Source organism: Streptomyces sp. NPDC050508 (assembly GCF_040655155.1).
In the GTDB taxonomy this organism is placed as follows: domain Bacteria; phylum Actinomycetota; class Actinomycetes; order Streptomycetales; family Streptomycetaceae; genus Streptomyces.
In genome coordinates this window covers 17,349-39,668 of record NZ_JBFAJJ010000030.1, presented here as the reverse complement: position 1 = coordinate 39,668, position 22,320 = coordinate 17,349, and the positions used below count along the sequence as shown (strand labels likewise).

General features: G+C 69.0%; 26 protein-coding genes and 2 pseudogenes. 19 read left to right on the top strand and 9 right to left on the bottom strand.

From position 1 onward, the window contains the following. Positions 1-106: 106 nt before the first annotated feature. Positions 107-868, bottom strand: a complete 762-nt coding sequence (locus AB0I69_RS45660; protein ID WP_363101760.1) for a DeoR/GlpR family DNA-binding transcription regulator — start codon at positions 866-868, stop codon at positions 107-109. Between the two features lie 89 nt (positions 869-957). Here AB0I69_RS45660 and AB0I69_RS45655 point away from each other — a divergent pair, with 89 nt between their 5' ends. The 5 genes from AB0I69_RS45655 to AB0I69_RS45635 all read left to right on the top strand — a co-directional run bounded on the left by AB0I69_RS45655 (position 958) and on the right by AB0I69_RS45635 (position 6,256). Continuing rightward, positions 958-2,151 (top strand): MFS transporter, encoded by a 1,194-nt coding sequence (locus AB0I69_RS45655; RefSeq protein ID WP_363101759.1) that lies wholly within the window; start codon positions 958-960, stop codon positions 2,149-2,151. Positions 2,152-2,260: 109 nt separating this feature from the next. Continuing rightward, complete coding sequence (locus AB0I69_RS45650; protein WP_363101758.1) at positions 2,261-3,253, top strand: LLM class flavin-dependent oxidoreductase; 993 nt, start codon at positions 2,261-2,263, stop codon at positions 3,251-3,253. Between the two features lie 35 nt (positions 3,254-3,288). Further along, positions 3,289-3,969, top strand: a complete 681-nt coding sequence (locus tag AB0I69_RS45645; protein WP_363101757.1) for an HAD-IA family hydrolase — start codon at positions 3,289-3,291, stop codon at positions 3,967-3,969. A 369-nt stretch (positions 3,970-4,338) separates the two neighbouring features. Continuing rightward, positions 4,339-5,640: a nucleotide disphospho-sugar-binding domain-containing protein gene (locus tag AB0I69_RS45640; protein ID WP_363101756.1), complete on the top strand. Its 1,302-nt coding sequence runs from the start codon at positions 4,339-4,341 to the stop codon at positions 5,638-5,640. 361 nt (positions 5,641-6,001) lie between these two features. Beyond that, the gene (locus tag AB0I69_RS45635; protein ID WP_363101755.1) at positions 6,002-6,256 is read left to right on the top strand and encodes a transposase; all 255 of its coding nucleotides are present in this window, start codon (positions 6,002-6,004) and stop codon (positions 6,254-6,256) included. 260 nt (positions 6,257-6,516) lie between these two features. Here AB0I69_RS45635 and AB0I69_RS45630 read toward each other — a convergent pair whose 3' ends face one another. Continuing rightward, positions 6,517-6,927 (bottom strand): ankyrin repeat domain-containing protein, encoded by a 411-nt coding sequence (locus tag AB0I69_RS45630; RefSeq protein ID WP_363101754.1) that lies wholly within the window; start codon positions 6,925-6,927, stop codon positions 6,517-6,519. 240 nt (positions 6,928-7,167) lie between these two features. Between AB0I69_RS45630 and AB0I69_RS45625 the strand changes: the two genes are divergently transcribed. The 3 genes from AB0I69_RS45625 (at position 7,168) to AB0I69_RS45615 (ending at position 8,240) form a co-directional block, all read left to right on the top strand. Then, entirely contained in the window at positions 7,168-7,344 is a 177-nt protein-coding gene (locus AB0I69_RS45625) for a hypothetical protein (RefSeq protein WP_363101753.1), read from the top strand. A 3-nt stretch (positions 7,345-7,347) separates the two neighbouring features. Further along, positions 7,348-7,500, top strand: coding sequence for a transposase (locus AB0I69_RS45620; protein WP_363101791.1), 153 nt, complete (start codon positions 7,348-7,350; stop codon positions 7,498-7,500). A gap of 602 nt (positions 7,501-8,102) precedes the next feature. Further along, a complete protein-coding gene (locus tag AB0I69_RS45615) occupies positions 8,103-8,240 on the top strand; it encodes a helix-turn-helix domain-containing protein (RefSeq protein ID WP_363101790.1) in 138 nt (45 codons plus the stop codon). A gap of 66 nt (positions 8,241-8,306) precedes the next feature. On the opposite strand, the gene AB0I69_RS45610 is transcribed toward AB0I69_RS45615, so the two are convergent. Together AB0I69_RS45610 and AB0I69_RS45605 are read right to left on the bottom strand one after the other, a co-directional pair. After that, a complete protein-coding gene (locus AB0I69_RS45610) occupies positions 8,307-8,447 on the bottom strand; it encodes a hypothetical protein (RefSeq protein ID WP_363101752.1) in 141 nt (46 codons plus the stop codon). Between the two features lie 58 nt (positions 8,448-8,505). Continuing rightward, positions 8,506-9,123, bottom strand: a complete 618-nt coding sequence (locus AB0I69_RS45605) for a TetR family transcriptional regulator (RefSeq protein WP_363101751.1) — start codon at positions 9,121-9,123, stop codon at positions 8,506-8,508. Between the two features lie 86 nt (positions 9,124-9,209). Between AB0I69_RS45605 and AB0I69_RS45600 the strand changes: the two genes are divergently transcribed. From AB0I69_RS45600 to AB0I69_RS45580, 5 genes are all read left to right on the top strand, one after another. Then, positions 9,210-9,974, top strand: a complete 765-nt coding sequence (locus tag AB0I69_RS45600; protein WP_363101750.1) for an SDR family oxidoreductase — start codon at positions 9,210-9,212, stop codon at positions 9,972-9,974. Positions 9,975-10,289: 315 nt separating this feature from the next. Next, positions 10,290-11,195: an MBL fold metallo-hydrolase gene (locus AB0I69_RS45595; RefSeq protein ID WP_363101749.1), complete on the top strand. Its 906-nt coding sequence runs from the start codon at positions 10,290-10,292 to the stop codon at positions 11,193-11,195. Further along, entirely contained in the window at positions 11,188-12,474 is a 1,287-nt protein-coding gene (locus AB0I69_RS45590) for an amidohydrolase family protein (protein WP_363101748.1), read from the top strand. The genes AB0I69_RS45595 and AB0I69_RS45590 overlap by 8 nt, the downstream gene beginning before the upstream one ends. Next, complete coding sequence (locus AB0I69_RS45585; RefSeq protein ID WP_363101747.1) at positions 12,471-13,307, top strand: isocitrate lyase/PEP mutase family protein; 837 nt, start codon at positions 12,471-12,473, stop codon at positions 13,305-13,307. The genes AB0I69_RS45590 and AB0I69_RS45585 overlap by 4 nt, the downstream gene beginning before the upstream one ends. Positions 13,308-13,417: 110 nt before the next feature. Next, the gene (locus AB0I69_RS45580) at positions 13,418-14,368 is read left to right on the top strand and encodes a 2-hydroxyacid dehydrogenase (protein ID WP_363101746.1); all 951 of its coding nucleotides are present in this window, start codon (positions 13,418-13,420) and stop codon (positions 14,366-14,368) included. A gap of 357 nt (positions 14,369-14,725) precedes the next feature. Here AB0I69_RS45580 and AB0I69_RS45575 read toward each other — a convergent pair whose 3' ends face one another. Further along, positions 14,726-15,319 (bottom strand): TetR family transcriptional regulator, encoded by a 594-nt coding sequence (locus AB0I69_RS45575; RefSeq protein WP_363101789.1) that lies wholly within the window; start codon positions 15,317-15,319, stop codon positions 14,726-14,728. Positions 15,320-15,432: 113 nt separating this feature from the next. On the opposite strand from AB0I69_RS45575, the gene AB0I69_RS45570 reads away from it, so the two are divergent. Both AB0I69_RS45570 and AB0I69_RS45565 read left to right on the top strand, forming a co-directional pair. Beyond that, positions 15,433-16,365: an oxidoreductase gene (locus AB0I69_RS45570; protein ID WP_363101745.1), complete on the top strand. Its 933-nt coding sequence runs from the start codon at positions 15,433-15,435 to the stop codon at positions 16,363-16,365. A 76-nt stretch (positions 16,366-16,441) separates the two neighbouring features. Continuing rightward, complete coding sequence (locus AB0I69_RS45565) at positions 16,442-17,965, top strand: MFS transporter (RefSeq protein WP_363101744.1); 1,524 nt, start codon at positions 16,442-16,444, stop codon at positions 17,963-17,965. A gap of 53 nt (positions 17,966-18,018) precedes the next feature. On the opposite strand, the pseudogene AB0I69_RS45560 reads toward AB0I69_RS45565, so the two are convergent. Further along, positions 18,019-18,376 (bottom strand): annotated as a pseudogene (locus AB0I69_RS45560) (transposase); the annotation flags it as partial. 466 nt (positions 18,377-18,842) lie between these two features. Between AB0I69_RS45560 and AB0I69_RS45555 the strand changes: the two are divergent. The 4 genes and pseudogenes from AB0I69_RS45555 to AB0I69_RS45540 all read left to right on the top strand — a co-directional run bounded on the left by AB0I69_RS45555 (position 18,843) and on the right by AB0I69_RS45540 (position 21,072). Continuing rightward, positions 18,843-19,672 (top strand): annotated as a pseudogene (locus AB0I69_RS45555) (IS5 family transposase). Next, the gene (locus tag AB0I69_RS45550; protein WP_363101743.1) at positions 19,669-20,091 is read left to right on the top strand and encodes a hypothetical protein; all 423 of its coding nucleotides are present in this window, start codon (positions 19,669-19,671) and stop codon (positions 20,089-20,091) included. Before AB0I69_RS45555 ends, AB0I69_RS45550 begins: the two are co-directional and overlap by 4 nt. A 126-nt stretch (positions 20,092-20,217) precedes the next feature. Beyond that, positions 20,218-20,520 (top strand): DUF5937 family protein, encoded by a 303-nt coding sequence (locus AB0I69_RS45545; protein WP_363101742.1) that lies wholly within the window; start codon positions 20,218-20,220, stop codon positions 20,518-20,520. Positions 20,521-20,619: 99 nt separating this feature from the next. Continuing rightward, on the top strand, positions 20,620-21,072 hold the full coding sequence (locus AB0I69_RS45540; protein ID WP_363101741.1) for a hypothetical protein: 453 nt from the start codon (positions 20,620-20,622) through the stop codon (positions 21,070-21,072). Here the strand turns inward: AB0I69_RS45540 and AB0I69_RS45535 are convergent. The 3 genes from AB0I69_RS45535 to AB0I69_RS45525 all read right to left on the bottom strand — a co-directional run bounded on the left by AB0I69_RS45535 (position 21,035) and on the right by AB0I69_RS45525 (position 22,181). After that, positions 21,035-21,349, bottom strand: a complete 315-nt coding sequence (locus AB0I69_RS45535) for a hypothetical protein (protein ID WP_363101740.1) — start codon at positions 21,347-21,349, stop codon at positions 21,035-21,037. The two genes, AB0I69_RS45540 and AB0I69_RS45535, sit on opposite strands and share 38 nt — an antisense overlap. A gap of 137 nt (positions 21,350-21,486) precedes the next feature. Next, positions 21,487-21,816: a TfoX/Sxy family protein gene (locus AB0I69_RS45530; protein ID WP_363101739.1), complete on the bottom strand. Its 330-nt coding sequence runs from the start codon at positions 21,814-21,816 to the stop codon at positions 21,487-21,489. After that, complete coding sequence (locus AB0I69_RS45525) at positions 21,816-22,181, bottom strand: SRPBCC family protein (RefSeq protein WP_363101738.1); 366 nt, start codon at positions 22,179-22,181, stop codon at positions 21,816-21,818. The genes AB0I69_RS45530 and AB0I69_RS45525 overlap by 1 nt, the downstream gene beginning before the upstream one ends. Between the last annotated feature and the right edge of the window lie 139 nt (positions 22,182-22,320).

Here is a 22,320-nt window from a genome sequence, read left to right as displayed (position 1 = left end):
GCCCGACCTCATCGGCATTGAGTCCCGCACGACAGAGCGCTGGGCCGCCCTCGTCGGTGGGCGCTGGATCGACTGCTTGACCACCAGCCCGGACCGACGCCGCTCGTCAGACTGTCTTGACAACGGTGCTCGCGGCTTCGAGTGCGGCGACTTCTTCGGCGGGCGCCGTGGTGTCGGTGACGAGGGTGTGCAGGAGCGTGGACGGGCCGACGTAGGCGTGGGCGGTGTGGCCGAGTTTGCTGCCGTCCGCAGCGACGATGATGCGGCGTGCGGAGGCGATGCTTGCCTTCTTCACCGCCGCGTCGTCGAGGTCGTAGGCGGTCAGGCCCTCGGCTGCGCTCAGGCCGCAGCAGCCGATGACTGCGGTGTCGAAGCGCAGTGCCGACAGGGAGGTGAGGGTGAGGGGGCCGGTGAGGGCTCCCTCGGCGGCGCGGGGTCGTCCGCCGGGCACCATCAGTGTGGTCGGGCCCGGCGTTTCGCCGAGTAGGTGGATGGCCTGCAGCGACAGGGGCATCACTTTGACCGGCCGTTGACGCAGGAGGCGGGCCACCTCCAGGCAGGTGGTGCCGCTGTCGAGGAGGACGGTCTCGCCGTCGGCGATGAGCGAGGACACCTCGGCGGCGATGCGGCGCTTGGCGTCGACGGCCTCGTGAGCACGCAGCGCGAAGGGCGGCTCCTCGCCCCGGAGCAGCAGGGTGCGCGCCCCGCCCCGGATGCGTTCGAGGACGCCTTGCGCGGACAGTGTGTCGAGGTCGCGTCGGATGGTCATCTCCGAGGCGCCGGTCAGCTCGGCGAGTTCCTGGACCGTGGCGCTGCCCGACTCCCTGACGGCGTGGGCGATCGTCCCGTGCCGGTCTGTGTTGCTCATACCGCGATTGAACACCACTCGAAATGAACATTCAATGTGGTTGCTAGATGGACTTTCGCGCATTGGAAATGTTCGTTATGTTGGTCGGTATGAACCGTCCGCTTCGAGCCGCCCGTGTGGCGACCTTCGCCTACTTCATCCTCTGCGGCACCCTGATGGGCACCTGGGTGGTGCACATCCCCGCCATGGAGGAGCGCGTGGGCATCAGCCACGCGACGCTGGGGAGCCTCCTGGTGCTGCTGGGCATCGGGGCCTTCACCGGTATGCAGGTGGCCGGCCGGCTGGCCGACCGCCTCGGGGCACGCGTCGTGCTTCCCGTCGCCGGCGTTCTGTCCAGCGTGGCTGTGGTGCTGCCCGGCCTGCCCCGGGATCCCTGGATGCTGGCGGGTGCCCTGCTGGTCTTCGGCTTCTGCAACGGCCTGCTCGACGTGAGCATGAACGCCCACGCCGTGCATGTGGAGAAGGCATACAACCGGCCCGTCATGTCGGCCTTCCACGCCATGTTCTCCGTCGGCGGCGTCTTCGCCTCGCTCGTCGGAGCCGGCGCGGCGAGCGCCGGGATGAGCCCGGCGGCGGGCATGGGCGCCGTGGGACTCGTGGGCGTTGCGACGGCACTGGTGTCGGCCCGTGGTCTGCTGCCGACCGCGACGGCGCCCGCCGCCACCGCGGAGAGTGAGGGGGCCCCTGCCGGGAAGCGGCGCCGGGCCTCCGGGCGTATCTGGGTCCTCGCTTCCCTGGCTGCGATGGTCATGCTGAGTGAGGGAGCCGCCAACGACTGGAGCGCTCTGCACCTGAAGGACATCCTCGGCGCATCTGCGAGCGTCGCCGCCGTCGGGTACGGCACCTACGCGGCGGCGATGACCACCGGCCGACTGCTCGCCGACCGTATGTCCGGCCGGTTCGGGCCCATGGCCATCCTGCGCTACGGTGCGGCCACGGCCGCCGTCGGGATCACGATCGTGGCCGTCTCGCCGTGGCTGTGGGCCGCGTTCGCGGGCTGGGCGCTGTTCGGCCTGGGACTGTCCGGCTGTGTCCCCCAGCTCTTCAGCGCGGCCGGGCGCGTCGACCCCTCCGCCACAGGGGCCAATGTCTCCCGCGTCGCCGGGATCGGCTACCTCGGCATGCTCTCCGGACCCGCCGTCATCGGCTGGCTGACCCATCTCGTGCCACTGAACCATGCCTTGCTGCTACTGACCCTGCTGTGCGCCATCGCCGCCGCGGCCGCCGGAGTCCTGCGCACCGAATCCGATCGCACGCGCGAGATGGCACGCAGCAGCCACTGACCGCCTGTGCGGCACGGCTCACTCCGTGCCGCACAGGCCTCTCCTCGTCGCCCCCGGCCGGCCGCCAGACCGGTGAAGGGGAACCCACCGCCAACAGAAGGAGCCCTTGATGACCGAGACAGACGCCACTCCCGCCCGTGGCCGTGTCGGTGTCATGCTCCCCCGCGACCTGCCCATCCGGGACGTGCTGCCCTACGCCCGGCGAGCCGAGGAGCTGAGATTCGACCAGGTATGGGTGGTGGAGGACCTCGGCTGGCGCGGCGGACTGGCACAGGCCGCCTCCGTCCTCGCCAGTACTACCGGCATCACCGTCGGTATCGGCATCATGCCCGCCGGCGCCCGCAACGTGTGCTTCGCCGCGATGGAACTGGCAACCCTCGCCCAGCTCTACCCCGGCCGGTTGATCACCGGCATCGGCCACGGCATGCCCGACTGGATGCGTCAGGCCGGAGCCTGGCCCGCCAGTCCCCTGACGCTGATCAAGGAGTACACGACCGCGCTGCGGCTGCTCATGCGCGGCGAGCCCGGCCCGGCAAACGGCCGCTACGTGCGCTGTGAAGGCGTCGTCCTCACCGAGACCCCGGAGATCGTCCCGCCGGTCATCCTCGGTGTACGCGGCCCCAGGTCACAGGCAGCCGCGGGTGAAGTCGCCGACGGACTCCTGCTGGCCGAGCCCGCGGCCCCCGCCTACATCGCCGCCTCGCTGCGGCATATGGGCAGCGCTTCGGACGCGAGCGGCGCCGAAATCGTCACCTACGACGCCGCCGCTGTCGATGACGACGAGGACGCTGCTCTTGCCCGCGTTCGCGGCGCCCTGATCGCCATCGGCGATCCGGACTGGGCCGCGCACATCGACCCACTGCCCTTCGCCGCGCAGCTCCGCGAACACCAGGCAGCCTGCGCCGACGCCAGGCAGTTCACCCAGACCATGCCCGCCGCCTGGATCCGCCAACTGAGTATCGCCGGCACTCCCGACCAGGCACACGAAGCGATCAAGGCCCGGCACGCGGCCGGCGCGACCAGCGTCGTCCTCGCTCCGGTCGGCCCCGACGCCCTGGTGTCCCTCGACTCGCTCGCTCGCGCCCTCGATCCCCGCCCCTGAACCGGAACCGTCAAAACCCGGAGGAACCCCTCGCCATGCCCACCGACCGACGCATCGTGCTGTTCGACCTCTTCGGGGTCATCGCCCTCCACCAGCGCCCCGGCGCCCTGGCAGAGATGGCCGCCCGGTGCAACGCACCCGCCGACGCCTTCGCTGACACCTACTGGGCCCACCGCCTGCCCTACGACGCCGGGCAGTGCTCCGCGTCCGAGTACTGGACGGCCGTCCTGCGGTCGCTGTCTCTCCCCGTCGACGCCGACAGGATCGAGGAGCTGCGGCTCGCCGACATCGACAGCTGGTCACGTGTCGACGACCGCATGGTTGCCTACGTCCAGTCCCTGCGCGACGTAGCCGAGGTCGCCCTGCTGTCAAACATTCCCTCGGACCACGCGGACGCCTTCCTCGCCGCGCAGCCCTGGCTGCACCGTCTGGACCACGTGGCCTTCTCCGGAAAGATCAAGGCGGCGAAGCCGGCCCCGGCAGCATTCCATCACTGCGCTGTCGCCATGCAAGCCGCGCCCGCCGACTTCCTCTTCGTCGACGACCGCGAGGAGAACGTACGCGCCGCGCAGACCACCGGCATGAACGGACATGTCTTCACTCAACTCGACGAGCTGGCGGCAACCATCGACGCCTGGCTGCAGACAAGCACGGCGCATGGCACCACTGAGCTTGACTTGTCGGGGATCTTGGAGTTTCCCGGTGCGGCGGCGTGATCAACGGGCATGCTCGGTGCTGTTCCGCAGGCCGATGTAGCTGTCGGGTTGTGCGTCGTCCCTCCGTTCCCGTTCCGGTGAGCAAGTCCCTGCTCTGACCGCGCAGATCGCGCGAGCGAGCAACCCGGACGATACGACGGCCAGGCCGGCAAGGCCCGGCAGACGAGTCGTATCGCTGACCATGCCCGTGGCTCTTCCCTGTTGTGATCGTTCTGCGTAGACAACCGACATGATCACTCAGGCAGCCAGTGGCCCTCACTACTGCATGTGTGCCTGTCGGCATCACGAGCAGTCAAACCCTCCCCAAGTTCGAAGAGCCGGCGTACACCGCGAGGCGGCGAGACGCGCCTCGAGAAAGAGATCAGAACCATGACCCACATCATCATCGCGGCGACACCGGCCTACGGGCACGTCGCACCGTTGCGGCCGATCGCGGCGGACCTGGTGCGCCGCGGCAACCAGGTGACCTTCCTGACCGGCAGCGCCTTCCGCGCCTCGATCGAGGAGACTGGCGCGCGGTTCGTCGCGCTGCCGGGGGAGGCCGATTTCGATATCGCGGAACTGGTCGCCCGGCACCCTGAGCGCGCCGAGCTCGAGCCCGGCCCGGCGGCGATGTCCTGGGATCTCACCAACGTGTTCATCAAGCCGATCCCGCTGCAGCATGCCGCGCTACAGCGACTGCTCGCGGAGCACCACGGCGAGCCGGTGGTGGTCCTGCACGACACCTCCTACCTGGGCGCGATGCCCATGGGGCTCGGCGCTCCCGGCATCCGCCCGGCCGCGGTGATCGGAATCGGCATCGTGCCGCTCACCCTGTCAAGCACCGACACGGCCCCCTTCGGCCTTGGGCTGCCGCCGGACGCGTCGCCCGAAGGCCGTGCACGCAACATCGAGGCGAACCGCGCGGTCCAGGATGCATTCGCCGAGATCCAGAGCCTCGCTGTCGAGACCGTCCGTTCGACGGGCGCGACCCGGGAACTGCCCTTCTTCCTCGACGCTGCGGTCACCGTGCCGGACCGCTACCTGCACCTGTCGATCGAAGATCTCGAATATCCGCGCAGCGATGCGCCCGCGTCGCTGCGTTTCGTCGGTGCGGTGCCGGACGAGCGCTCGACGCGGTCTGTGCCGCTGCCCGAGTGGTGGTCGGAGGTGGAGGCGGCGGAGCGGGTGGTCGTGGTCACGCAGGGCACACTCGCGAACCACGATCTCACCGAGTTGATAGAGCCCACGCTCAAGGCTCTCGCGGATCTCGACGTCCTGGTCGTCGCGGCCCTCGGACGTGACGCTCAGTTGGCTGACGTCCCGGCCAATGCGCGGGTTGCCGAGTTCATCCCTTTCACCGACCTGCTGCCGCACGCGAGCGTTCTGGTCAGCAACGGCGGTTACGGTGGGGTTCAGCAGGCGCTGCGGTACGGCGTGCCGATGGTGCTCGCCGGACAGTCGGAGGACAAGGTCGAGGTCACCGCGCGCACGGCGTGGGCCGGAGCGGCCATCAACCTGGCCACGCAGCGTCCTGCGGTCGCCGACATCCGCAAGGCCGTCGAGAGCGTGCTCGACACGCCCACGTACAGGGAACGGGCCGTGCACCTCAGCACGCAGTATTGGAAGCACGATGCCCTCGCCGAGATCCACGCCTCGATCGGTGAGTTGATCGCACAGCGCGGAGCCTGATCGTCTGGAGCACCACAGCGCGGGCGGCACGGGAGCGATCCTGAGCCGCCCGCCGTGCGACTTACTGAGTTTCAAAGCGCGGCCAGGACGCCGACCTGGCGACCACCCGCGCCCCGCCGAACACTACGTGCGCCGGCGCCGACGGGATCTTCGTCACCCTGCGCCACCGAGTCGATCGGGTGATCGCGTGAGGGCCGACGCATGGCAGCAGGGCCTCTTGGTAGTCATCCCGGGCCCTGTCGGTCGCGCCCCGCAGCCGGAAAAATCGGGGCTGGTGCCCGTCCGGAGGACGTCGATCGAGCTTGGTGTCGAACATTGAGCCCGTTTGGTAGTCGGACGCTGGGCCGAGCGCAGGAGTCCAGTGGTGCTGGAATTGCGGGACTGGCTGGCGGAGAACAGGATCGCCCGGATCGGCATGGAGGCTACGGCTTCGTACTGGAAGCCGCTGTTCTACCTGCTCGAGGCCACTGAGGGGATCGAGCCGTGGCTGCCGAACGCCCAACACATCAAGACGGTTCCCGGTCGCAAGACCGACGTGAAGGACTGCCAGTGGATCTGCAAGCTGGTCGAACACGGCCTGGTCCGCCCCTCTTTCGTTCCCCCCGCAGAACTGTGATGAGTCACGTCGAGATGGCGGACAAGCTGCTGATCAAGCCAACGGGGTGGGCCAGGCCGACGTCGACGTGCGGCAGACATCTCGGGGGCACGACAGACTCTGACGAGCCGTCAGTTACCTTGTGAGTCATGCCGGAACGTCGGCTTCGATCCTGACAGCAACCCAACCCGGGCCGCAGCTCCACTCTCACAGTTACCTTTTTCGTGGCTCCGCAATGGGGCCTTCTACGAGCCCCAGCCCGCCACCACGGGCGGTGGAGCCTAGGCGGAAGTCGCGTCTCCGGCAGGCAAGTGAGCAGCCACGTCATAGTTGGCGATGCGTCCCGCCAACACCCGCGGGCTCATGCCATGGCCGTTGTCTCGGTCAGGGTCGGCACCGGCCTCCAGCAGCAGCCGGATCGTCGCGCCCTCGCCCTGTGAACAGAACACCGCCCTCCACAACGGCGTATTGCCATGACGATCCGCGGTATCAACCGCCGCACCTGCGGCCAGGAGAACCTCGACAACCGATGGGGCTTGAGCCTGAGCCGCGAAATGCAGCGGCGTCCACCCCGCATCGTCGACTGCCTCCGCGGCGGCACCTCCGGCCAAGAGCACCCTCAGGCCATCCGCGTCCCCATCGGCAGCCGCATAGTGCACCGCCGTCCGCCCCAACCGATCTCGATCCGTCATGCCGACCATCCTCACCCGCCTTGACCAAACAGATAGGGGCACCCCCGTGGCATCCGTCAGCTGCGGGACCTAACCCGGTATCGCACCGAGACCGTCCGGGACCGGGCCCGCGACGTGAACCGTCACGCGATGTTCCTGGAAGACACCGGGATCAAGCTGTCCTCGGTCGTCACCGACATCACCGGCTGCTCGGCGCGGGTCATCCTGGATGCCCTGGTGGCAGGCGAACGGGACCCGTAGGTGCTGGCATCCCTCGCCCTGGGCAGTCTGCAAGGCAAGGTCCCCTTGCTCACCCGTGCCCTGACCGGTGACTTCAACGGGCACCACGCGTTCATGATCGTTTCGATGCTGCGGGCCATCGACGAGGCTGACAACCGGATTTCCCGCCTGAGCGAGGAGATCGACCGTCAGCTGTAGCCCCTGCGGCAGCAGGTCGACCTGCTGATCACGATTCCCGGGATCAGCCTGACCCTCGCCCAGGTCCTGATCGCCGAGATCGGCGTCGACATGAGCCGTTTCGCCACCGCAGGACACCTCGCTGGCCTGGTCGAAAGGTCAGCAGTCCGCGGATGAGGAAAGGGTCTCGGGGATCCTTGAGCGGCAGGCCCAACCCTGGCTTGTCGAGGTGCTGCGCTCGCGGGCGCGCCTGATCAGGTTCCCGGAGCCCGCCTTCCTGCAGCCAGCTGCCGACCATGCCAAGCCCCGGATGGCCTGCCGCGTCCAACACGACGGGCCGCACCTCGGATACCTCTGGGCCAGCACGCAGACCCCGTTCGACCCGCAAGAGACGGCGCACTTCCGTGCCGCCGCGCAGGCGATCGCCGTCCGCATGAGCCGTACCGGCGGGCAGGGCACCACCGAGCAGGACGACCTGGGGGCCGTGCCGCTCGGCACGGCGGCTGCCGAACAGGCTGCCGTCCGGCTGGGCCTGACCGTCGCCAAGGCCACCGTGCTGGCCGCCGCGTCGTGCCAGCCGGTGAGCGATACGGCGCTCGGGGAGATCCCGTCGGACGTCCTGCGTCTGTACCTGACGACAGCGCACCCCCGCTCCCTCGTCGCAAGCCACGACCGCACCACCTACGCGGTACTCCTGTGGCCGGAGTTGACGGACGACGCCGACGCCGAGGACCGTTCAAGGACCCAACTCCTGGCCACCCTCCGTTGCTACCTGGACCATTTCGGCGACACCAACGCCGCGGCCGCGCAGCTGCACCTGCCACCCGAACACCTTCCGCTATCGCCTGCAACGCATCCGCGACGTGAGCGGCTTCGATCCGCGCGACGCGGAGACACGCTTTCTGAGAGGGTGGTAAGTGACGTGCTGCCCGTTTCGTGCTTGCAGCTGGGGCTGTCGGGCTGGCGGTGGCCTCTCCGGGGGGCTATGGCCGCGACTGGGTGAACAACCCCTGCTCGGGCTCGATCAGGATCCCGCGTTCGACCAGCCGCTTCAGCTTCAGCCGGACGTTGTTGACGTTGCTGGGCGCGATCTCCAGCTGACCGGCCCGCGACGACGCGGCCACCGGCCCTCGCCACGGAGCGGTGGGCCCCTTCACATCCGGTGATCTTTGAAGACGGACCCTAGTGGGGGTCGAGCGGGTGAACCGCACCCATGGCCTGGTCCAGAAGATCTGGCAAGGCGGACGTGCCGCCGCGCTCGACCCAGGTCTCGATGGCCGCGTCGAGGCAACTCAGGGCACTGGCAATGAGAGCCGATGCGCCTGGATCGGCCTGTGAGGGGTCCGGCAGTGTGAGCCGACGGACGATCTCGGGATGGAGGAGTTCTCGCAGCTGTAGGTAGCGCTCTTGGTAGCGGCTGCGGACCGAGGGCGATTGGACGATGGCCCGGGCCGTCTGCAGCGCGGCTGCGGGGTCCTTCCCCTCTTGGCGTACGGCGGGCTCCAGGGCGTGGCGCAGCGCTGTCCACACCGGTTCGCCGTCCGGCCGTGCCGCTAGTGCGTCCCTTGCGTGCCAGGCGTAGTCCTCCACCATGACCAACAGCACGTCTTCCTTGGTGGGGAAGTAGCGGAAGAACGTCGCGCGCGACATGCCCGCGGCCTTGGCGATCTGGTCGATCGTCGTCTTCTCGAAGCCGCGGGACAGGAACAGTTCCAGCGCGATCTCGGCGACCTGGGTCTTCACGGCCAGGCGTGTGCGCGCTCGCAGTGGCAGAGCCTGCTCACCCGGTGGAATTTCCATGATCAAAGGATACCATGTGCCTGTAGTGATACTCTGTCTCACATAAGAGACTGAATGTCTCCGGTGGAAACGTGAAGGTGAGAACTATGGCGAAGCGCATGGAAGGCAAGGTGGCGATCGTCACCGGCGCCGCGAACGGCATCGGCGCTGCGACGGCGCGTCTACTGGTCCGTGACGGAGCGCGGGTGGTGCTGGGCGACATCGACGACCAAGGACTGGACGTCGTGGCCCGCGAGCTGGGCGACAGTGCGGTGGCACTGCACGCTGACATCTCCACCGAGGAAGGCGTCAAGAGCCTGGTCGACGCCGCGCTCGACTCGTTCGGACGCCTGGATGTGCTGGACAACAACGCCGTACTGGAGCAACACGAGGACACCGGGACGGCCACCTCGACGGACAAGGCGTGGCAGCAGACGTTCGACATCGCTGTGATGGCGGCGGTCTGGGGCGCGCGGCACGGGATCCCGGCGATGCTCGCGAGCGACGGCGGCGGGTCGATCATCAACGTCTCGTCCGGTGCGTCCCGTGTTCCCACCGCCACCAAGGCCGCCTACGGCGCCTGCAAGGCCGCCCTGGAGACGTTCAGTCTGTACACGGGCGCCCAGCACGGCACGAGCGGCATCCGCAGCAATGTCGTGCGGCCGGGGTTCGTGCTCACCGACGGTGTTCGCAAGATCTTCGACGAGCAGACGCGTCAGCGGTTCGCGGACATGATGGCGCTGGGCCGGGTTTGTGAGCCCGAAGACGTGGCAGAGGTGGTCGCCTTCCTGGCTTCGCCGGCTTCCGCCTATGTCAACTGCGCGACGATCGACGTCGACGGAGGCGGAGCCAAGCCGGCGGTCTCCTGGTAGCGGCCCGCAGTCCTGGACTACGCCGACGGCGGCGGGCTGTCTGCCGCCGTCGCGGACAAGGCATCACCAGGTCCAGATCAGTAGTTGATGACATGTCGGTCCCGTTGTGAGCGGCAGGTCCGGTGGCGGTCGCGACGGGCCCCGGCGTCAGAACCCGAGTGGGCCCGGCGTCTCGGACCGCGGCGACAGCGCACACCGCGCTCGTTCTTCTCATCGCTCCGGCCAACCGGCTCGCGTGGTCGAACGGCATGTTTCAGGTAATTTGCCCCGCCCTCGCCGGAAGGTGGGGCGAGGGCGGGAAAAAGGTGGACGGCAATGGAGCAATGGACGATCGGCAACGTAAGCATCACCAAGCTCGTTGAGTTCGGCGGCTGGGCGCCTGTCGAGATGACGCAGTCGGCTGTTCCGGACGCGTCTCGCGAGGAGGTCGAGCGCATAGCCTGGCTGACCCCGACGTTCCTTCGGGACGGCACCATGGGCGGGGGTGTGCATTCCTTCCTGATCGAGACGCCCGACCAGAAGCTGGTCGTGGACACCGGTATCGGTAACGGGAAGAAGCGGGCGAATCCGTTCTTCGACGGGTTGGCGACCGACTACCTGGAGCGTTTCGGGGAGGTGTTCGCCCCGAAGGACGTCGACGGCGTGATCTGCACTCACCTGCATGGAGACCACGTGGGGTGGAACACCCGGCTGGAGGGGGACACCTGGATTCCCACCTTCCCGCAGGCGAAGCACTTCTTCGGCAAGGACGAGTACGCGCACTGGCAGGCGTACGCGAGCGACCCGGCGATGGGCGCCGTCTACTCCGCCGACGCGCACGACCAGGTCGACGGTGAGGCCGTGTTCGAGGACTCCCTGAAACCGGTGGCCGACGCCGGGCTCATCGCGTGGGCGCAGGCGGGCGATCACGTCGCGCCGGAGATCTCGCTGATCGGCACCCCGGGCCACACCCCTGGTCACGTGTCGGTGCTGATCGAGTCGCGGGGTGAGAGCGCCGTGATCACCGGAGACCTCATGCACTCCCCGTACCAGATCGCCCGGCCCGAGTGGTCCGCGAGCCTGGACACCGATCAGACCCGTGCCGCCCGGACCCGGCGTGAGTTCCTGGACAGGTTCGCCGGCACGCGGACGCTCGTGCTCGGGAGCCACTTCGGGGAACCGACCGGAGGCCTCGTGGTGCGCGACGGCTCCTCCTTCCGGCTGGAGGTGCCCGGTGCCTGATAGGGCCGCGACGGTCTACACGGGATGCCGGGTGATCCCCGGCGACGGTACCGCGCCGATCGACGGGGCTGCGATCACGGTCCGGGACGGTGTCATCGAGTCCGTCGGCACCGCGGTACCCGGCGGCGCCATGGAGCGGATCGACCTGACGGGCAAGACCGTCATGCCGACGATCATCGACACGCACGGGCATCTCGGGTACTGGAAATCGGGCCGGGTAGCCTCGCAGAACTTCTCCCGCGAGAACGCGCTGGACCACCTGCGCCGTCTGGCCTACTACGGTGTCAGTGCCCTGCTGTCCCTGGGCACCGACCGGAACGATACCGAGATCGGCATCCGCGACGAACAGCGCGCGGGCAAGCTTTCCGATCCGGAGCTGGCCCTGCTCCTGACGGCCGGCACCGGCATCGTCGCGCCCACCCCGGGTAACGGCAACGGCGGACCGCACTTCGCGACCGACGTCATGAACGAGGCCACGACGGCGGAGCAGGCCCGGGAGGCTGTGCGACGGGTCGCGGGCAAGCGGGTCGACGTGGTCAAGCTGTGGATCGACGACCGGCGCGGGACCAAGGCGAAGCTCCCGTCGGACCTCGCTGAGGCAGCGGTGCGGGAAGCCCACGCGCACGGGCTCACGGCCATCGCCCACATCCACGACCTCAGCGACGCGAAGATCGCCGTCGCCGCCGGCGCCGACGGGCTCGCCCACCTGGTGCGGACCCGGGCACCCGACCGGGCCGTCCTCGAAGCGATCCTTGAGCGGGACGTCTTCCAGTTCTCGTCGCTGTCCATCCAGAACGCCCACGACGCGTCGTGGCTCGACGAACCGGCGCTGGCCGAAACCGTCCCGCGCACTGTCATCCAGGCGATCCGTGAACAGCTGCCGACGGACAGCGCCCGCCAGGTCGCCGACGCCTACGCCGTCCTGGAGGACTCGTTCCGGTCGTACATCGACGCCGGAGTACGGATCGCCCTGTCGGGCGACACCGGGGCCAGGGCCTGGCAGATCCCGGGATATGCCGAGCACCGCGAACTCGAGGCGATGGTCGGGGCGGGAATGACTCCGCTGGCGGCCATCCGTGCCGCGACCGCCGTGCCGGCCCAGCTGCTCGGCCTTGCCGACCGCGGCGCCATCGCCCCCGGCAAACGGGCCGACCTGCTCGTCCTCAACGGCGACCCGCTCACGGACATCACGCACACACGAGACATCGACCGCGTCATCATCGGAGGAGCCGGCCTCGACCGCGACCTCCTCCGGGCACAGATCGGAGCCGGGCAATGAGCTCACTGACCAGCCTCATCAACAACCGCCACCCGCTCGTCGCACCGTCGATCTACGACGGCATCTCCGCCCTGGCGGCCAAAGCCGCGGGCTTCGAAGCGGCCTACATCGGCAGCTGGGCCACCGGCGCCACGAAGTACGGCCTCCCCGACATCGGCTTCATCAGCCTGGACGACATGGCCGACCAGGTGCGACGGCTGGCGGCCGCGGCCCAGATGCCGCTCGTCGTCGACGGCGAAGGAGGATGGGGCAACCCGCTGCACGTCGCCCGCGCGATCCGCGTCCTGGAGGAGGCCGGAGCGGCAGCCATCCACCTTGAGGACCACGAGTTCGGCAAGCACCTCGGTGCCAGGAAAGTGATCCTTCCCCTGGACAAGGCCGTCGACAAGCTCAAGGCCGCGCTCGACGCCCGCGACTCGGAGGACCTCCTGATCATCGCGCGGACCGACGCGGCCGGGACCGAGGGAATGAACGCCGCCATCGACCGCCTCCTGGCGTATCAGGAAGCCGGCGCGAGCGCAGTCATGATGTCGGGTATCCCCGACGAGCCGGACGCCGCCCGCCTCCGCCAGGAGGTGAGCGTCCCGATCTTCGCCCTCGACCGGCTGGGCAGCACCACCGCCGCCCTCGGCAAACACGCCGACGTGATCATCTACCTGGCCCTGACCCAACTGGCGGCGAAGGCCTCCATCGAGCAGGCCCTCCAGGCCCTGGCGCAGGACGGCATCGCCCCCGAACCCGAGGGAGGCTACGACGCCTACTTGGAGTTCGACTCCTTCCTCGGCATCACCGAAGAACGCGCCAAAGCACAGCGATACGGGCTCCTCGGCTAGCTCACGGTCACGGCGGAAAGCCGGAAGCGGCCTGGGGAACACCGTCCACGTGACCATGTCCCCCAGGCCGGGGCCATGGAGAGCAGGCTGAACCCGAAGGAGAACGATCCGTGCCACTCGCCTGGGTGCCCTACGCCGACCGTGCCGAAGCGGAACGGCGCCTGGGCGGCATCCCCGACGGACTGGACCTCGACTTCTACCGAGCCGACGGCGACAAGCTGCCGGACTCGCTCGACGAGGTCGCGTTCTACGTCCTGCCCTACCTGAAGGGCACGTCGGTGCTGGACAAGGTGCACCACATGCCGCGGCTGGAGGCCGTGCAAGCACTCACCGCGGGCTACGAGGACGTCCTCCCGCTGCTGCCGGACCGGGTGACACTGTGCAACGCGGCCGGGCTGCACGATGCCAGCACCGCGGAACTGGCGGTGGCACTGGCCCTGGCCGGCGGACGGCAGCTGGACGTGTTCGCCCGCAACCAGCCCCACGGCATCTGGAACCGGCACCCCGGCCGCTCACTGGCCGACAAGCGGGTGCTGATCGTCGGCTACGGCCGTATCGGCGCGGCGATCGAGGCACGCCTGCAAGGCTTCGAAGTCGACTCGGTGACCCGGGTGTCCCGCCGAGGCCAGGCCGGGTCCCCGCTCGTCCACCCCTTCAGCGACATGGACGCGCTACTGCCGCAGGCGGACGTCGTGTTCGTCACCGCCCCGCACACACCGCAGACCGAGGGCATGCTCGGCGTACGCGAACTGGCCCTGCTGCCCGACGGCGCGCTGCTGGTCAACGTGGCACGCGGGAAGCTGGTCGATACCGCAGCCCTGGTGGCCGAACTGTCCTCCGGGCGCATCACAGCCGCGCTGGACGTCACAGAACCCGAGCCGCTGCCCCCCGACCACCCGCTGTGGCGCACTCCCGGCGTGCTGATCTCGCCGCACGTCGGCGGATTGAGCTCCGCGTTCGCGCCGCGGGCCGACCGCTTGATCGCGGCACAACTGGCCCGATTCGCGGCCGGGCAGCAACTGGCGAACATCGTGCGCACCGGGCAGCCCCAGCAGAGTTGACGAACATCAGGAGGCCCCGGTGCTTTCTTGTGCGCGATCGACGAGGCCGGCCCCGAGTGCCCCGCCATATCGTGCGACAGCCCGGCGCATCGCTACGGCAACGACTCGGATCGCCAACCGCGCCGGCGTGGGTGTCCGACGGATCGGTCCGACACGCAGCGGGCCGCGATCGCGCCGATCGTCCCGGAGCCGGCCTGGGCGGGCGCCCGGGCTCACTGCCGTCGGGATTTGACCGAGACGGTGGCCTACCTGGTGCTGTGACCTCGTCGGCATGCTGATGTCCAGTGGCGGCATGGCGTGGCTCACCGGCATCGGCCTGCATTCCAGCTACGCCTCGACCAGAGCCGACGGGTGGGGTCAGCTCGCGTCGTCGGTGAGGGTGAGTGCCGGTGTCACGAGCGCGAAGGCCTGGTCGACCAGTTCGTCCATGTTCTTGGTGGCGCCGCTGTCCGCCCAGTGGGTCAGCGCGGTCTGGGCCGCGGTGAGTGCGACGCCCGCGGCGAGGGCGGGGCGCAGGTCGGCGTCGGCGTCCAGTCCGGTGCGCCGGGCGAGGATGCCGGTGATCTCGGCCTGCCACTGCGACTGCCGCTCCAGGTAGCGGGCCAGCAGGGCCGGTGTGTCGAGGATCAGCCTGATCTGCCGCAGCATCTTGTCCGCGTCGTCGACGCTCAGGCAGGTCAGTACCGACACGGCGTGGCGGAGTGCCACCGCGGACGGCTCGTCGGCGGGCCGCCCGCTCAGCTCCGCGCACATCCGCTCGGCGGCTTCCGTGATCGTGTGCACGACCACGTCTTCCTTGGAGTCGAAGTAGCGGGAGAACGTACGGCGTGACATCCCCACGGCGGCCACGATCTGGTCGACCGTCGTCTCCTCGAATCCCTGATACGCCATCAACTTCATGGCGGCCCGGGCCAGTTCGTCACGTACCAGCCGACGCTTGCGTTCCACCATGTTCGCCGCGGGAGCCGTCTTCGTATCCACCACGCACCGATGCTACCTCGCGCTAGTTTCGTCTCGAAAGGCCAAGCTTGACTCACTGTGCCATGAGTGTCAGCCTGGGCCGCATGGCAGAGAGCGCATGGGACAGTGCCCGTATCCCCGACCTGAGCGGCCGGACCTTCGTCGTCACCGGGGCCAACAGCGGCCTCGGACTGGCCACCACCCGGCACCTCGCCCGCCACGGGGCACACGTCGTCATGGCCGTCCGCAACGAGGTCAAGGGCCGCCGGGCCGCCGCCGGGATCAGCGACGCCCAGCCCGGCGCCGACCTCCAACTCCGCCGCCTGGACCTCGCCGACCTCGACTCGGTGAGGGCGTTCGCCGCCGGCCTCCACGCCGACGGCGTGCCGGTGGACGTCCTGATCAACAACGCGGGGGTGATGGCACCGCCCCACGCCCTCAGCGCGCAGGGGCACGAGCTGCAGTTCGCCGCCAACCATCTCGGCCACTTCGCCCTCACCGGCCTGCTGCTGGACCTCCTTCGAACAGGCCGCGATCCCCGCGTGGTCACGGTCAGTTCGATCGCGCACCACGGCGGCCGGATCCACTTCGACGACCTGACTGGCGCCCGCACCTACGCGCCGATGAAGTTCTACGACCAGTCGAAGTTCGCCAACGTCCTGTTCGGTTTGGAGCTCGACCGCAGACTCCGCGCGGCCCACAGCCCCGCGCGCAGCTTGCTCGCCCACCCCGGACTCTCGGCCACGAACCTGCAGACCAGCGGCCCCACCGGACTGCTCCGCATGGGAACCTCCCTCGCCACCCGACTGATCGGGCAGGACGCCGAGACCGGCGTCCTGCCCCAGCTGTACGCGGCGACCACGGCGGATGCCGAGAGCGGACAGTTCTACGGCCCCGACGGCTGGCGGGAGTTGCGCGGACACCCCAAGGTCGTCCAGCCGGATCCCGCCGCCGAGGACCCGGAGACCGCGCGCCGACTGTGGGACCTGTCCGAGGACCTGACCGGCGTGTCCTACGCCGCCGCCCTCTCGGCCTGACACGAGCGACCGGCCCGAAGCGTTACGCCACTCCACGTCACGCCATTCCCTTACGAGTCGCGAAGGAACACTCTCCATGTCCGAAACAGCCCGTAAAGCTCCCACGGGCCCCGAGGCCAACCGCTGGCAGGCTCTCGTCTTCATCGCGCTGGCCCAGCTGGTGGTCGTCCTGGACGCCACCATCGTCAACATCGCCCTGCCGTCCGCCCAGCGGGACCTGGGCATCTCCGACGGCAACCGGCAATGGGTCATCACGGCCTACGCCCTCGCGTTCGGCGGCCTGCTCCTGTTCGGCGGCCGTGTCTCCGACCTGTGGGGGCGCAAGCGCGCCTTCATCGTCGGTCTGATCGGATTCGGCGCGGCCTCGGCACTGGGCGGCGCCGCCACCAACCAGGTCATGCTGTTCAGCGCCCGTGCACTGCAGGGCGTGTTCGGCGCGGTACTCGCCCCCGCCGCACTGTCCCTGCTCTCCGTACTGTTCACCGACCCCAAGGAACGCGCCAGGGCATTCGGCGTCTTTAGCGTGGTCTCCGGCGCCGGCGGCGTCGTGGGCCTCGTCCTCGGCGGAGTCCTCACCCAGTACCTGGACTGGCGCTGGAACTTCTTCGTCAACATCCCCGTCGTCGCGATCGTCGTAGTGGGCGCTTGGTTCGTCATCCGCGAGCCGCAGACCGGCCGCAACCGTTCCCCGCTCGACATCCCCGGCGTGATCCTGTCCGCCACCGGCCTGTTCGCACTCGTCTACGGCTTCACCCGCGCGGAGTCCGACGGCTGGGCCGACCCCCTCACGCTCGGCGTGTTCGCGGCCTCCGTCGTCCTGCTGGTCGCCTTCGTCCTCACCCAGGCCCGGGTCAAGGCCCCGCTGCTGCCCCTGCGCGTGGTCACCGAACGCAACCGCGGCGGTGCCTTCCTCTCCCTGGGCCTCGCGAACATCGCGGTCTACGGCGTGTTCCTCTTCTTCACCTACTACCTCCAGGTCATCAAGGGCTTCTCGCCCGTGCAGACCGGCTTCGCCTTTCTGCCCATGATCGTGGGCGTGGTCATCGGCTCGACCCAGATCAGCGTCCGCCTGGTGAACCGCGTCCCGACCCGGCTACTGATGGGCCCCGGCTTCCTGACCGTCGCCATCGGCATGTTCCTGCTGACCCGGATGCAGGTCGACTCCTCCTACGTCGGCCTCCTGCTGCCGGCCCAACTGATCGTCGGCCTCGGCCTGGGCGCCGTGTTCATGCCCGCCAACACCGTGGCCACACGCGAGGTGGAGCCACGGGACGCCGGTGTCGCCTCCGCCATGGTCAACACCTCGCAGCAGTTGGGCGGCGCGATCGGCACGGCCCTGCTCAACACCGTCGCCGCATCCGCCATGACCTCTTACGTCAGGGACCACGTCACCCCGGCCACGACGACGACCCAGCGGCAACTGATCCAGCTCCACGGCATGGTTCACGGCTACGCCAACGCCGCCTGGGTCGGCGTGGGCATCGTGCTCGCCGCCGGCGTCACAGTGGTGACCCTCGTCAAGGCCGACCCCCGCCACACACCGACCGACCCGCTCACGGACGCGGGCCCCGAGCCCCAGGTGCCGCTGATCACGCACTGACGCCGCCTCCTCCTGATCATGCCCCCGTTCCATACCGGTCCGCCGACAGAAGGCCATCCGCTGTCGACCAGGGCTTTGCGGACGGTGTCACCGGTGTGTTCGGCGACCTGGTCCAGCAGGACGATGCCGCGGTGTTGTCGTGGATGTTCGCGGCAAGGACGACGACCACGATGACCAGGCCCAGCACGTCCACGGCCAAGCCGCGCTTGCGGCCCGGTACCCGCTTGCCGGGATCGTGGCCGGTCGTGGAAGCGGGGACCCCGCAGCCACGTGGAAACTCTGGGTGTCCAGCACCGCCAGCGTCCGGTCCTCTGATCGGTGAGCCCTCTCACGGACCTGGCAGCGCAGGAGTTCATGAATGATCTGGTCAGCCCCGTCGTCTCGCCCCGCGGCGAAGTAGTAGGTGGAACTGGTGACCCCGGAGGTGGCCGCCCGCCTCTCCCACAAGATGGGCCAGCAGCCCGCCGAGGCGTGAGCCGGTAGGGTCCCGCAACGGCGTCGGCCAGCCCCTAACCGCATAGACGATGTGGTTTGTCGGCTTCGACCTGCACCTTTATGGGCCTGATGGCACCCGCCTGGCACCCCTCTCGTCGCCCGGCTGGAGCGTCCCGGCAGCAGCCGGGCGACGTGTGAGAGCACCGCTTCCTGTCCCTCGCCCGTCATTCGTAGCCGTCGCCCACACGGATGGGTGCCGATTTTCTGCGTCGTGCCGGGATCGAGGAGACGGTGGCCTTCCGCAGGACTGGCCGGACACCAGCTGACGCCGCCCGCCTCAGAGGGTGGTATATGACGTGATGCCGCGTTTGTCGTCGCTGGAATGTGTGGCACAGGCGTATCGGGACTGATCGGGGAGTCCTGTCGTGCTGGGGTGTTCTTCGTGAGCGACCGCCAGCCTTACAAGAGCGACTTGTCCGACGAGCGGTGGGCCCTGATCGAGCCCGTCATCGCCTCCTGGAAGGCTCAGCATCCCCCCGTCAGTGGCCACCAGGGCGCCTACGAGATGCGGGAGATCGTCAACGCCCTGCTCTACCAGTCCCGTACCGGCTGCCAGTGGGACTACCTCCCCCACGACCTGCCCCCGGTCGGCGCGGTGAAGTACTACTTCTACACGTGGCGCGACGACGGCACCGACCAGACCATCCACGACCTGCTGCGCTGGCAGGTCCGCGAGAGCCGGGGCGCAAGGCCGACCCGAGCCTGGTGGTGCTCGACCCCCAGAGCCTGCACGCGGCCGTCGGAGTGCCCGCCGACACCACCGGAAGGGACGCGGCAAAAAAAGTCCCAGGCCGCAAGCGCGGCCTGGCAGTTGATGTTCTCGGTCTGGTGATCGCGGTGGTGGTGCTGGCCGCGTCGGCGCACGACAACGCCGCCGGCATCGCCTTGCTGGACAAGGTCGCCGCCGACATCGACGCGGTACAGAAGGCCCTGGTGGACCAGGGGTTCAAGACCGCTGTCATCGACCGCGGGCGGAAGGTGGGCATCGACGTCGAAGTCGTCGAGCGCAACCCGGCAGCCAGCGGGTTCGTCCCGCAGCCCAAGAGGTGGGTGGTGGAGCAGGTAAACGGGATCATGATGCTGTACCGCAGGCTGGTACGGGACTACGAGCACCGGCCCGCCTCCGCCGAGTCCAGGGTGTACTGGGCCATAAGCGACCGGATGGCCCGGATGCTGACCGCGACCTCCACTCCCACCTGGCGCGGCGCGTGAGCGGTGGCGAGCTGACCTTGGGAGCGGTGCTGGCGCGCCTGGAGGAGCAAGAGCGCGAGATCGCCGCGCAGGCCGAGGCCACACGAGGACGCATCGCGGAACTCGCCGCGCAATTGGAGGAGTTCGACCGGGTCGCCGAGGAGGTCCGCATCACCCGCAAGACCCTGCTGGCGCTGCCTGATCCGTCCCCGCCGACGCCGCCGGCCGCGAAGCTGCCGGACCATCCGGCCTACCGGCAGATCATGGCGGTGTTCACCGCGGCCGACGCCCCGCTGCGGGCACGGGCGGTCTGCGAAGCGATGGATCTGGAGATCGCGCCCAGCAACGTCAACAACGTCCGGCTGAAGCTGAAGCGGCTGGTCGAACGCGGGATCCTCATCGAGCCCGAGCAGGGGTTGTTCACCCACTCACGGCCATAGCCACCCGGAGAGGCCACCGCCAGCCCGACAGCCCCAGCTGCAAGCACGAAACGGGCAGCACGTCACTTATCCCCCTCTGACAGAGCTACATCTGCGCATGCGTGACCCGGACCGAACGGGCGGAGCATGACGATCGAGTTCCGGGTCCGGGCTACTGCCACGGAGCGGGTGGGGTTCTCCTATTCGCCTGCCTCGCAGGCAGTGCTGAGCCTGCACGTTCTGGTGCAATCCAAGCACCACCTGGCCCAGCATCCGTGGGTGCGCGCGACGCGTGGACTCCCACCGGCACTGAAACGCGAGATCGACGCGTTCACCTTCGCTTTCCGGACCTACGTCCTGGAGTTCCTCTTCCCCGCTACCCTTGCTTGTGGAGCCCGGTTGGGGTTCGTGGCCTCCAGGGCCGGTAGGAGTCTTTGCCCCTGCCGTTGATGATCCGGGGGTGCTGGCCCTGCACTGGCCCAGGCCGGAGGCGAGGAGATCACCCGCACTTTCCTCGAAGCGGCCCCCAGGTTGCGGACCGCGCGGCAGGTGGCCCAGCAGGTCGTGGCCGCTCTCGACGAGCAGACCGTCCCCGGCACCGCGGCGGCCGGGAACATCGTTCCCGGCCTGGCCGAGGCCCTCGCGGCCATCCTGCACCGCTGGGCACCTTCTTGTCGGCGCCGGCCGAAGTTCCGCCTGGGGTGGCCGGCAGTTCGTCGCGGAGCAGCTGGGGCCGGTGATCCGTCGTGTCTGAAGCTGTACCCGGAGCGGCTGCCGACCCACCACGAGTACGCCCGGGAGATGCTGATGATCCGTGACTTCGACGACGGCGACCTGGCTGAATCCGTCCTGGCAGCCCTGCATGCCGCGCTGGTCGTCAGCCTCTCGAATACCGACTGCCGTCTGATGACTAATGGTGGTGGTATCCGTGCAAGCGCCACCTCCAGCCGGGCTCAGGGCCAGGTCAGCTCGGTTCGCCCGGCGCGACGCTGTGGACCTTGACGTGGAGCAGTGCGAGTGCGGGGTCGGCGCCGACTTCTCGGAAGAGTCGGGGTGCCGGCGGGCCGCCCGGGTAGGCGGCGCGCATGGCGTCGAGGGCTGCGCGGTCGTGCCACAGCGTCTGAATCCGCCAGTGCCCGTCCTGTCCGCTCAGCAATTCGGTTCGCACCAGTCCGTCGGGGAAGGGGCGGGCGACGAGCTGACGATAGGCCGCGACGAGATCGGCCTCACGTGCGGGTGCGACGACGGCGCTGACCTCGGTCAATACCAGTCCGGTCATGACCCTCATCTCCTCGTCTTCCACACTCCGCGGCAGGCTCCGGGACCGCCCGTGTACCGGACGGCCATGTGAACCCGGTGGCGGCTCCCGCAGACCTGGACCTGGCCGGCAGAAGGATCCTTGCGCCAGCGGGGCCGCTATTTGGGCGGGAGGCTCGCCGCGAAGGCGTGGCCCTCGTCGATCCACTCGCCGAGCGCCTCGTCCTCCGCGACGGCGGAGCCCGCGACCACGATCCAGCCGCGCATCGGGCGGCCCGTCATATCGAAGATCCGCGTACCCGGCCGGGTCAGCGCCGCGTCCGTGGCATCGGGGCCGACCCGGACCATGAGGTCGTCGCCGGTCACGCCGACGGCCATGTTGCCGCGGTGGAGGAAGGCGATGCCGCCGAACATCTTCTTCTCGGTGATGTCAGGATCCGCCCCGAGCCGCTCCCGGATCCGCTCGGCCAGCCCTTCGTCGTACGCCATTATGTGTCGCCTTCCCGGTCGGTGAGCCGTTGTTCGAGGCCACGCAGGTCCTTGGTGTACGGGTGGGCCTGGAAGGCGTAGGCGACGTGCATGGGCATGGGGGCGGCCGAAGCGATCATGTCCAGGAGCCGGGGCGGTTCGTACGCGGCCACGCGCAGCACGTAGTGGATGCGTCGGCCGAGGAAGCGCGCCGTGCGGGTGGCCTCGGCGCTCACCCCGACTCCGCCGCCGTCAGCCTCCCGGGTCAGCTCCGCGCTGCCGATGCCCTGGGTCCACTCGGTGTCGTGGTGCCAGTCCATGGCGTACGCGGCCACCTGTTCGGGTGGTAGCGGAATCACGCGCCGCATCGTCACGTCGATTGCCATGGGCCCAGGATCCCAGCGAGTGCGGGAGCGTGCGCGACATCTGTCGGAACGATGACGGGTGGCGGACAAAGCGCGACAAACGGAGATCCACGCGAGAGGCTGCGGCTGGACGCGTCCCGCTCCGGGGCGGCCCTCTGTC

Excerpts from the sequence above, each read along its gene's own strand:
- AB0I69_RS45650 (WP_363101758.1), top strand. The coding sequence starts at position 2,261 with ATGACCGAGACAGACGCCACTCCCGCCCGTGGCCGTGTCGGTGTCATG.
- AB0I69_RS45575 (WP_363101789.1), bottom strand. The coding sequence starts at position 15,319 with ATGGTGGAACGCAAGCGTCGGCTGGTACGTGACGAACTGGCCCGGGCC.
- AB0I69_RS45600 (WP_363101750.1), top strand. The coding sequence starts at position 9,210 with ATGGCGAAGCGCATGGAAGGCAAGGTGGCGATCGTCACCGGCGCCGCG.
- AB0I69_RS45525 (WP_363101738.1), bottom strand. The coding sequence starts at position 22,181 with ATGGCAATCGACGTGACGATGCGGCGCGTGATTCCGCTACCACCCGAA.
- AB0I69_RS45645 (WP_363101757.1), top strand. The coding sequence starts at position 3,289 with ATGCCCACCGACCGACGCATCGTGCTGTTCGACCTCTTCGGGGTCATC.
- AB0I69_RS45605 (WP_363101751.1), bottom strand. The coding sequence starts at position 9,123 with ATGGAAATTCCACCGGGTGAGCAGGCTCTGCCACTGCGAGCGCGCACA.
- AB0I69_RS45640 (WP_363101756.1), top strand. The coding sequence starts at position 4,339 with ATGACCCACATCATCATCGCGGCGACACCGGCCTACGGGCACGTCGCA.
- AB0I69_RS45585 (WP_363101747.1), top strand. The coding sequence starts at position 12,471 with ATGAGCTCACTGACCAGCCTCATCAACAACCGCCACCCGCTCGTCGCA.
- AB0I69_RS45545 (WP_363101742.1), top strand. The coding sequence starts at position 20,218 with ATGACGATCGAGTTCCGGGTCCGGGCTACTGCCACGGAGCGGGTGGGG.
- AB0I69_RS45595 (WP_363101749.1), top strand. The coding sequence starts at position 10,290 with ATGGAGCAATGGACGATCGGCAACGTAAGCATCACCAAGCTCGTTGAG.
- AB0I69_RS45655 (WP_363101759.1), top strand. The coding sequence starts at position 958 with ATGAACCGTCCGCTTCGAGCCGCCCGTGTGGCGACCTTCGCCTACTTC.
- AB0I69_RS45660 (WP_363101760.1), bottom strand. The coding sequence starts at position 868 with ATGAGCAACACAGACCGGCACGGGACGATCGCCCACGCCGTCAGGGAG.
- AB0I69_RS45530 (WP_363101739.1), bottom strand. The coding sequence starts at position 21,816 with ATGGCGTACGACGAAGGGCTGGCCGAGCGGATCCGGGAGCGGCTCGGG.
- AB0I69_RS45535 (WP_363101740.1), bottom strand. The coding sequence starts at position 21,349 with ATGACCGGACTGGTATTGACCGAGGTCAGCGCCGTCGTCGCACCCGCA.
- AB0I69_RS45630 (WP_363101754.1), bottom strand. The coding sequence starts at position 6,927 with ATGACGGATCGAGATCGGTTGGGGCGGACGGCGGTGCACTATGCGGCT.
- AB0I69_RS45565 (WP_363101744.1), top strand. The coding sequence starts at position 16,442 with ATGTCCGAAACAGCCCGTAAAGCTCCCACGGGCCCCGAGGCCAACCGC.
- AB0I69_RS45570 (WP_363101745.1), top strand. The coding sequence starts at position 15,433 with ATGGCAGAGAGCGCATGGGACAGTGCCCGTATCCCCGACCTGAGCGGC.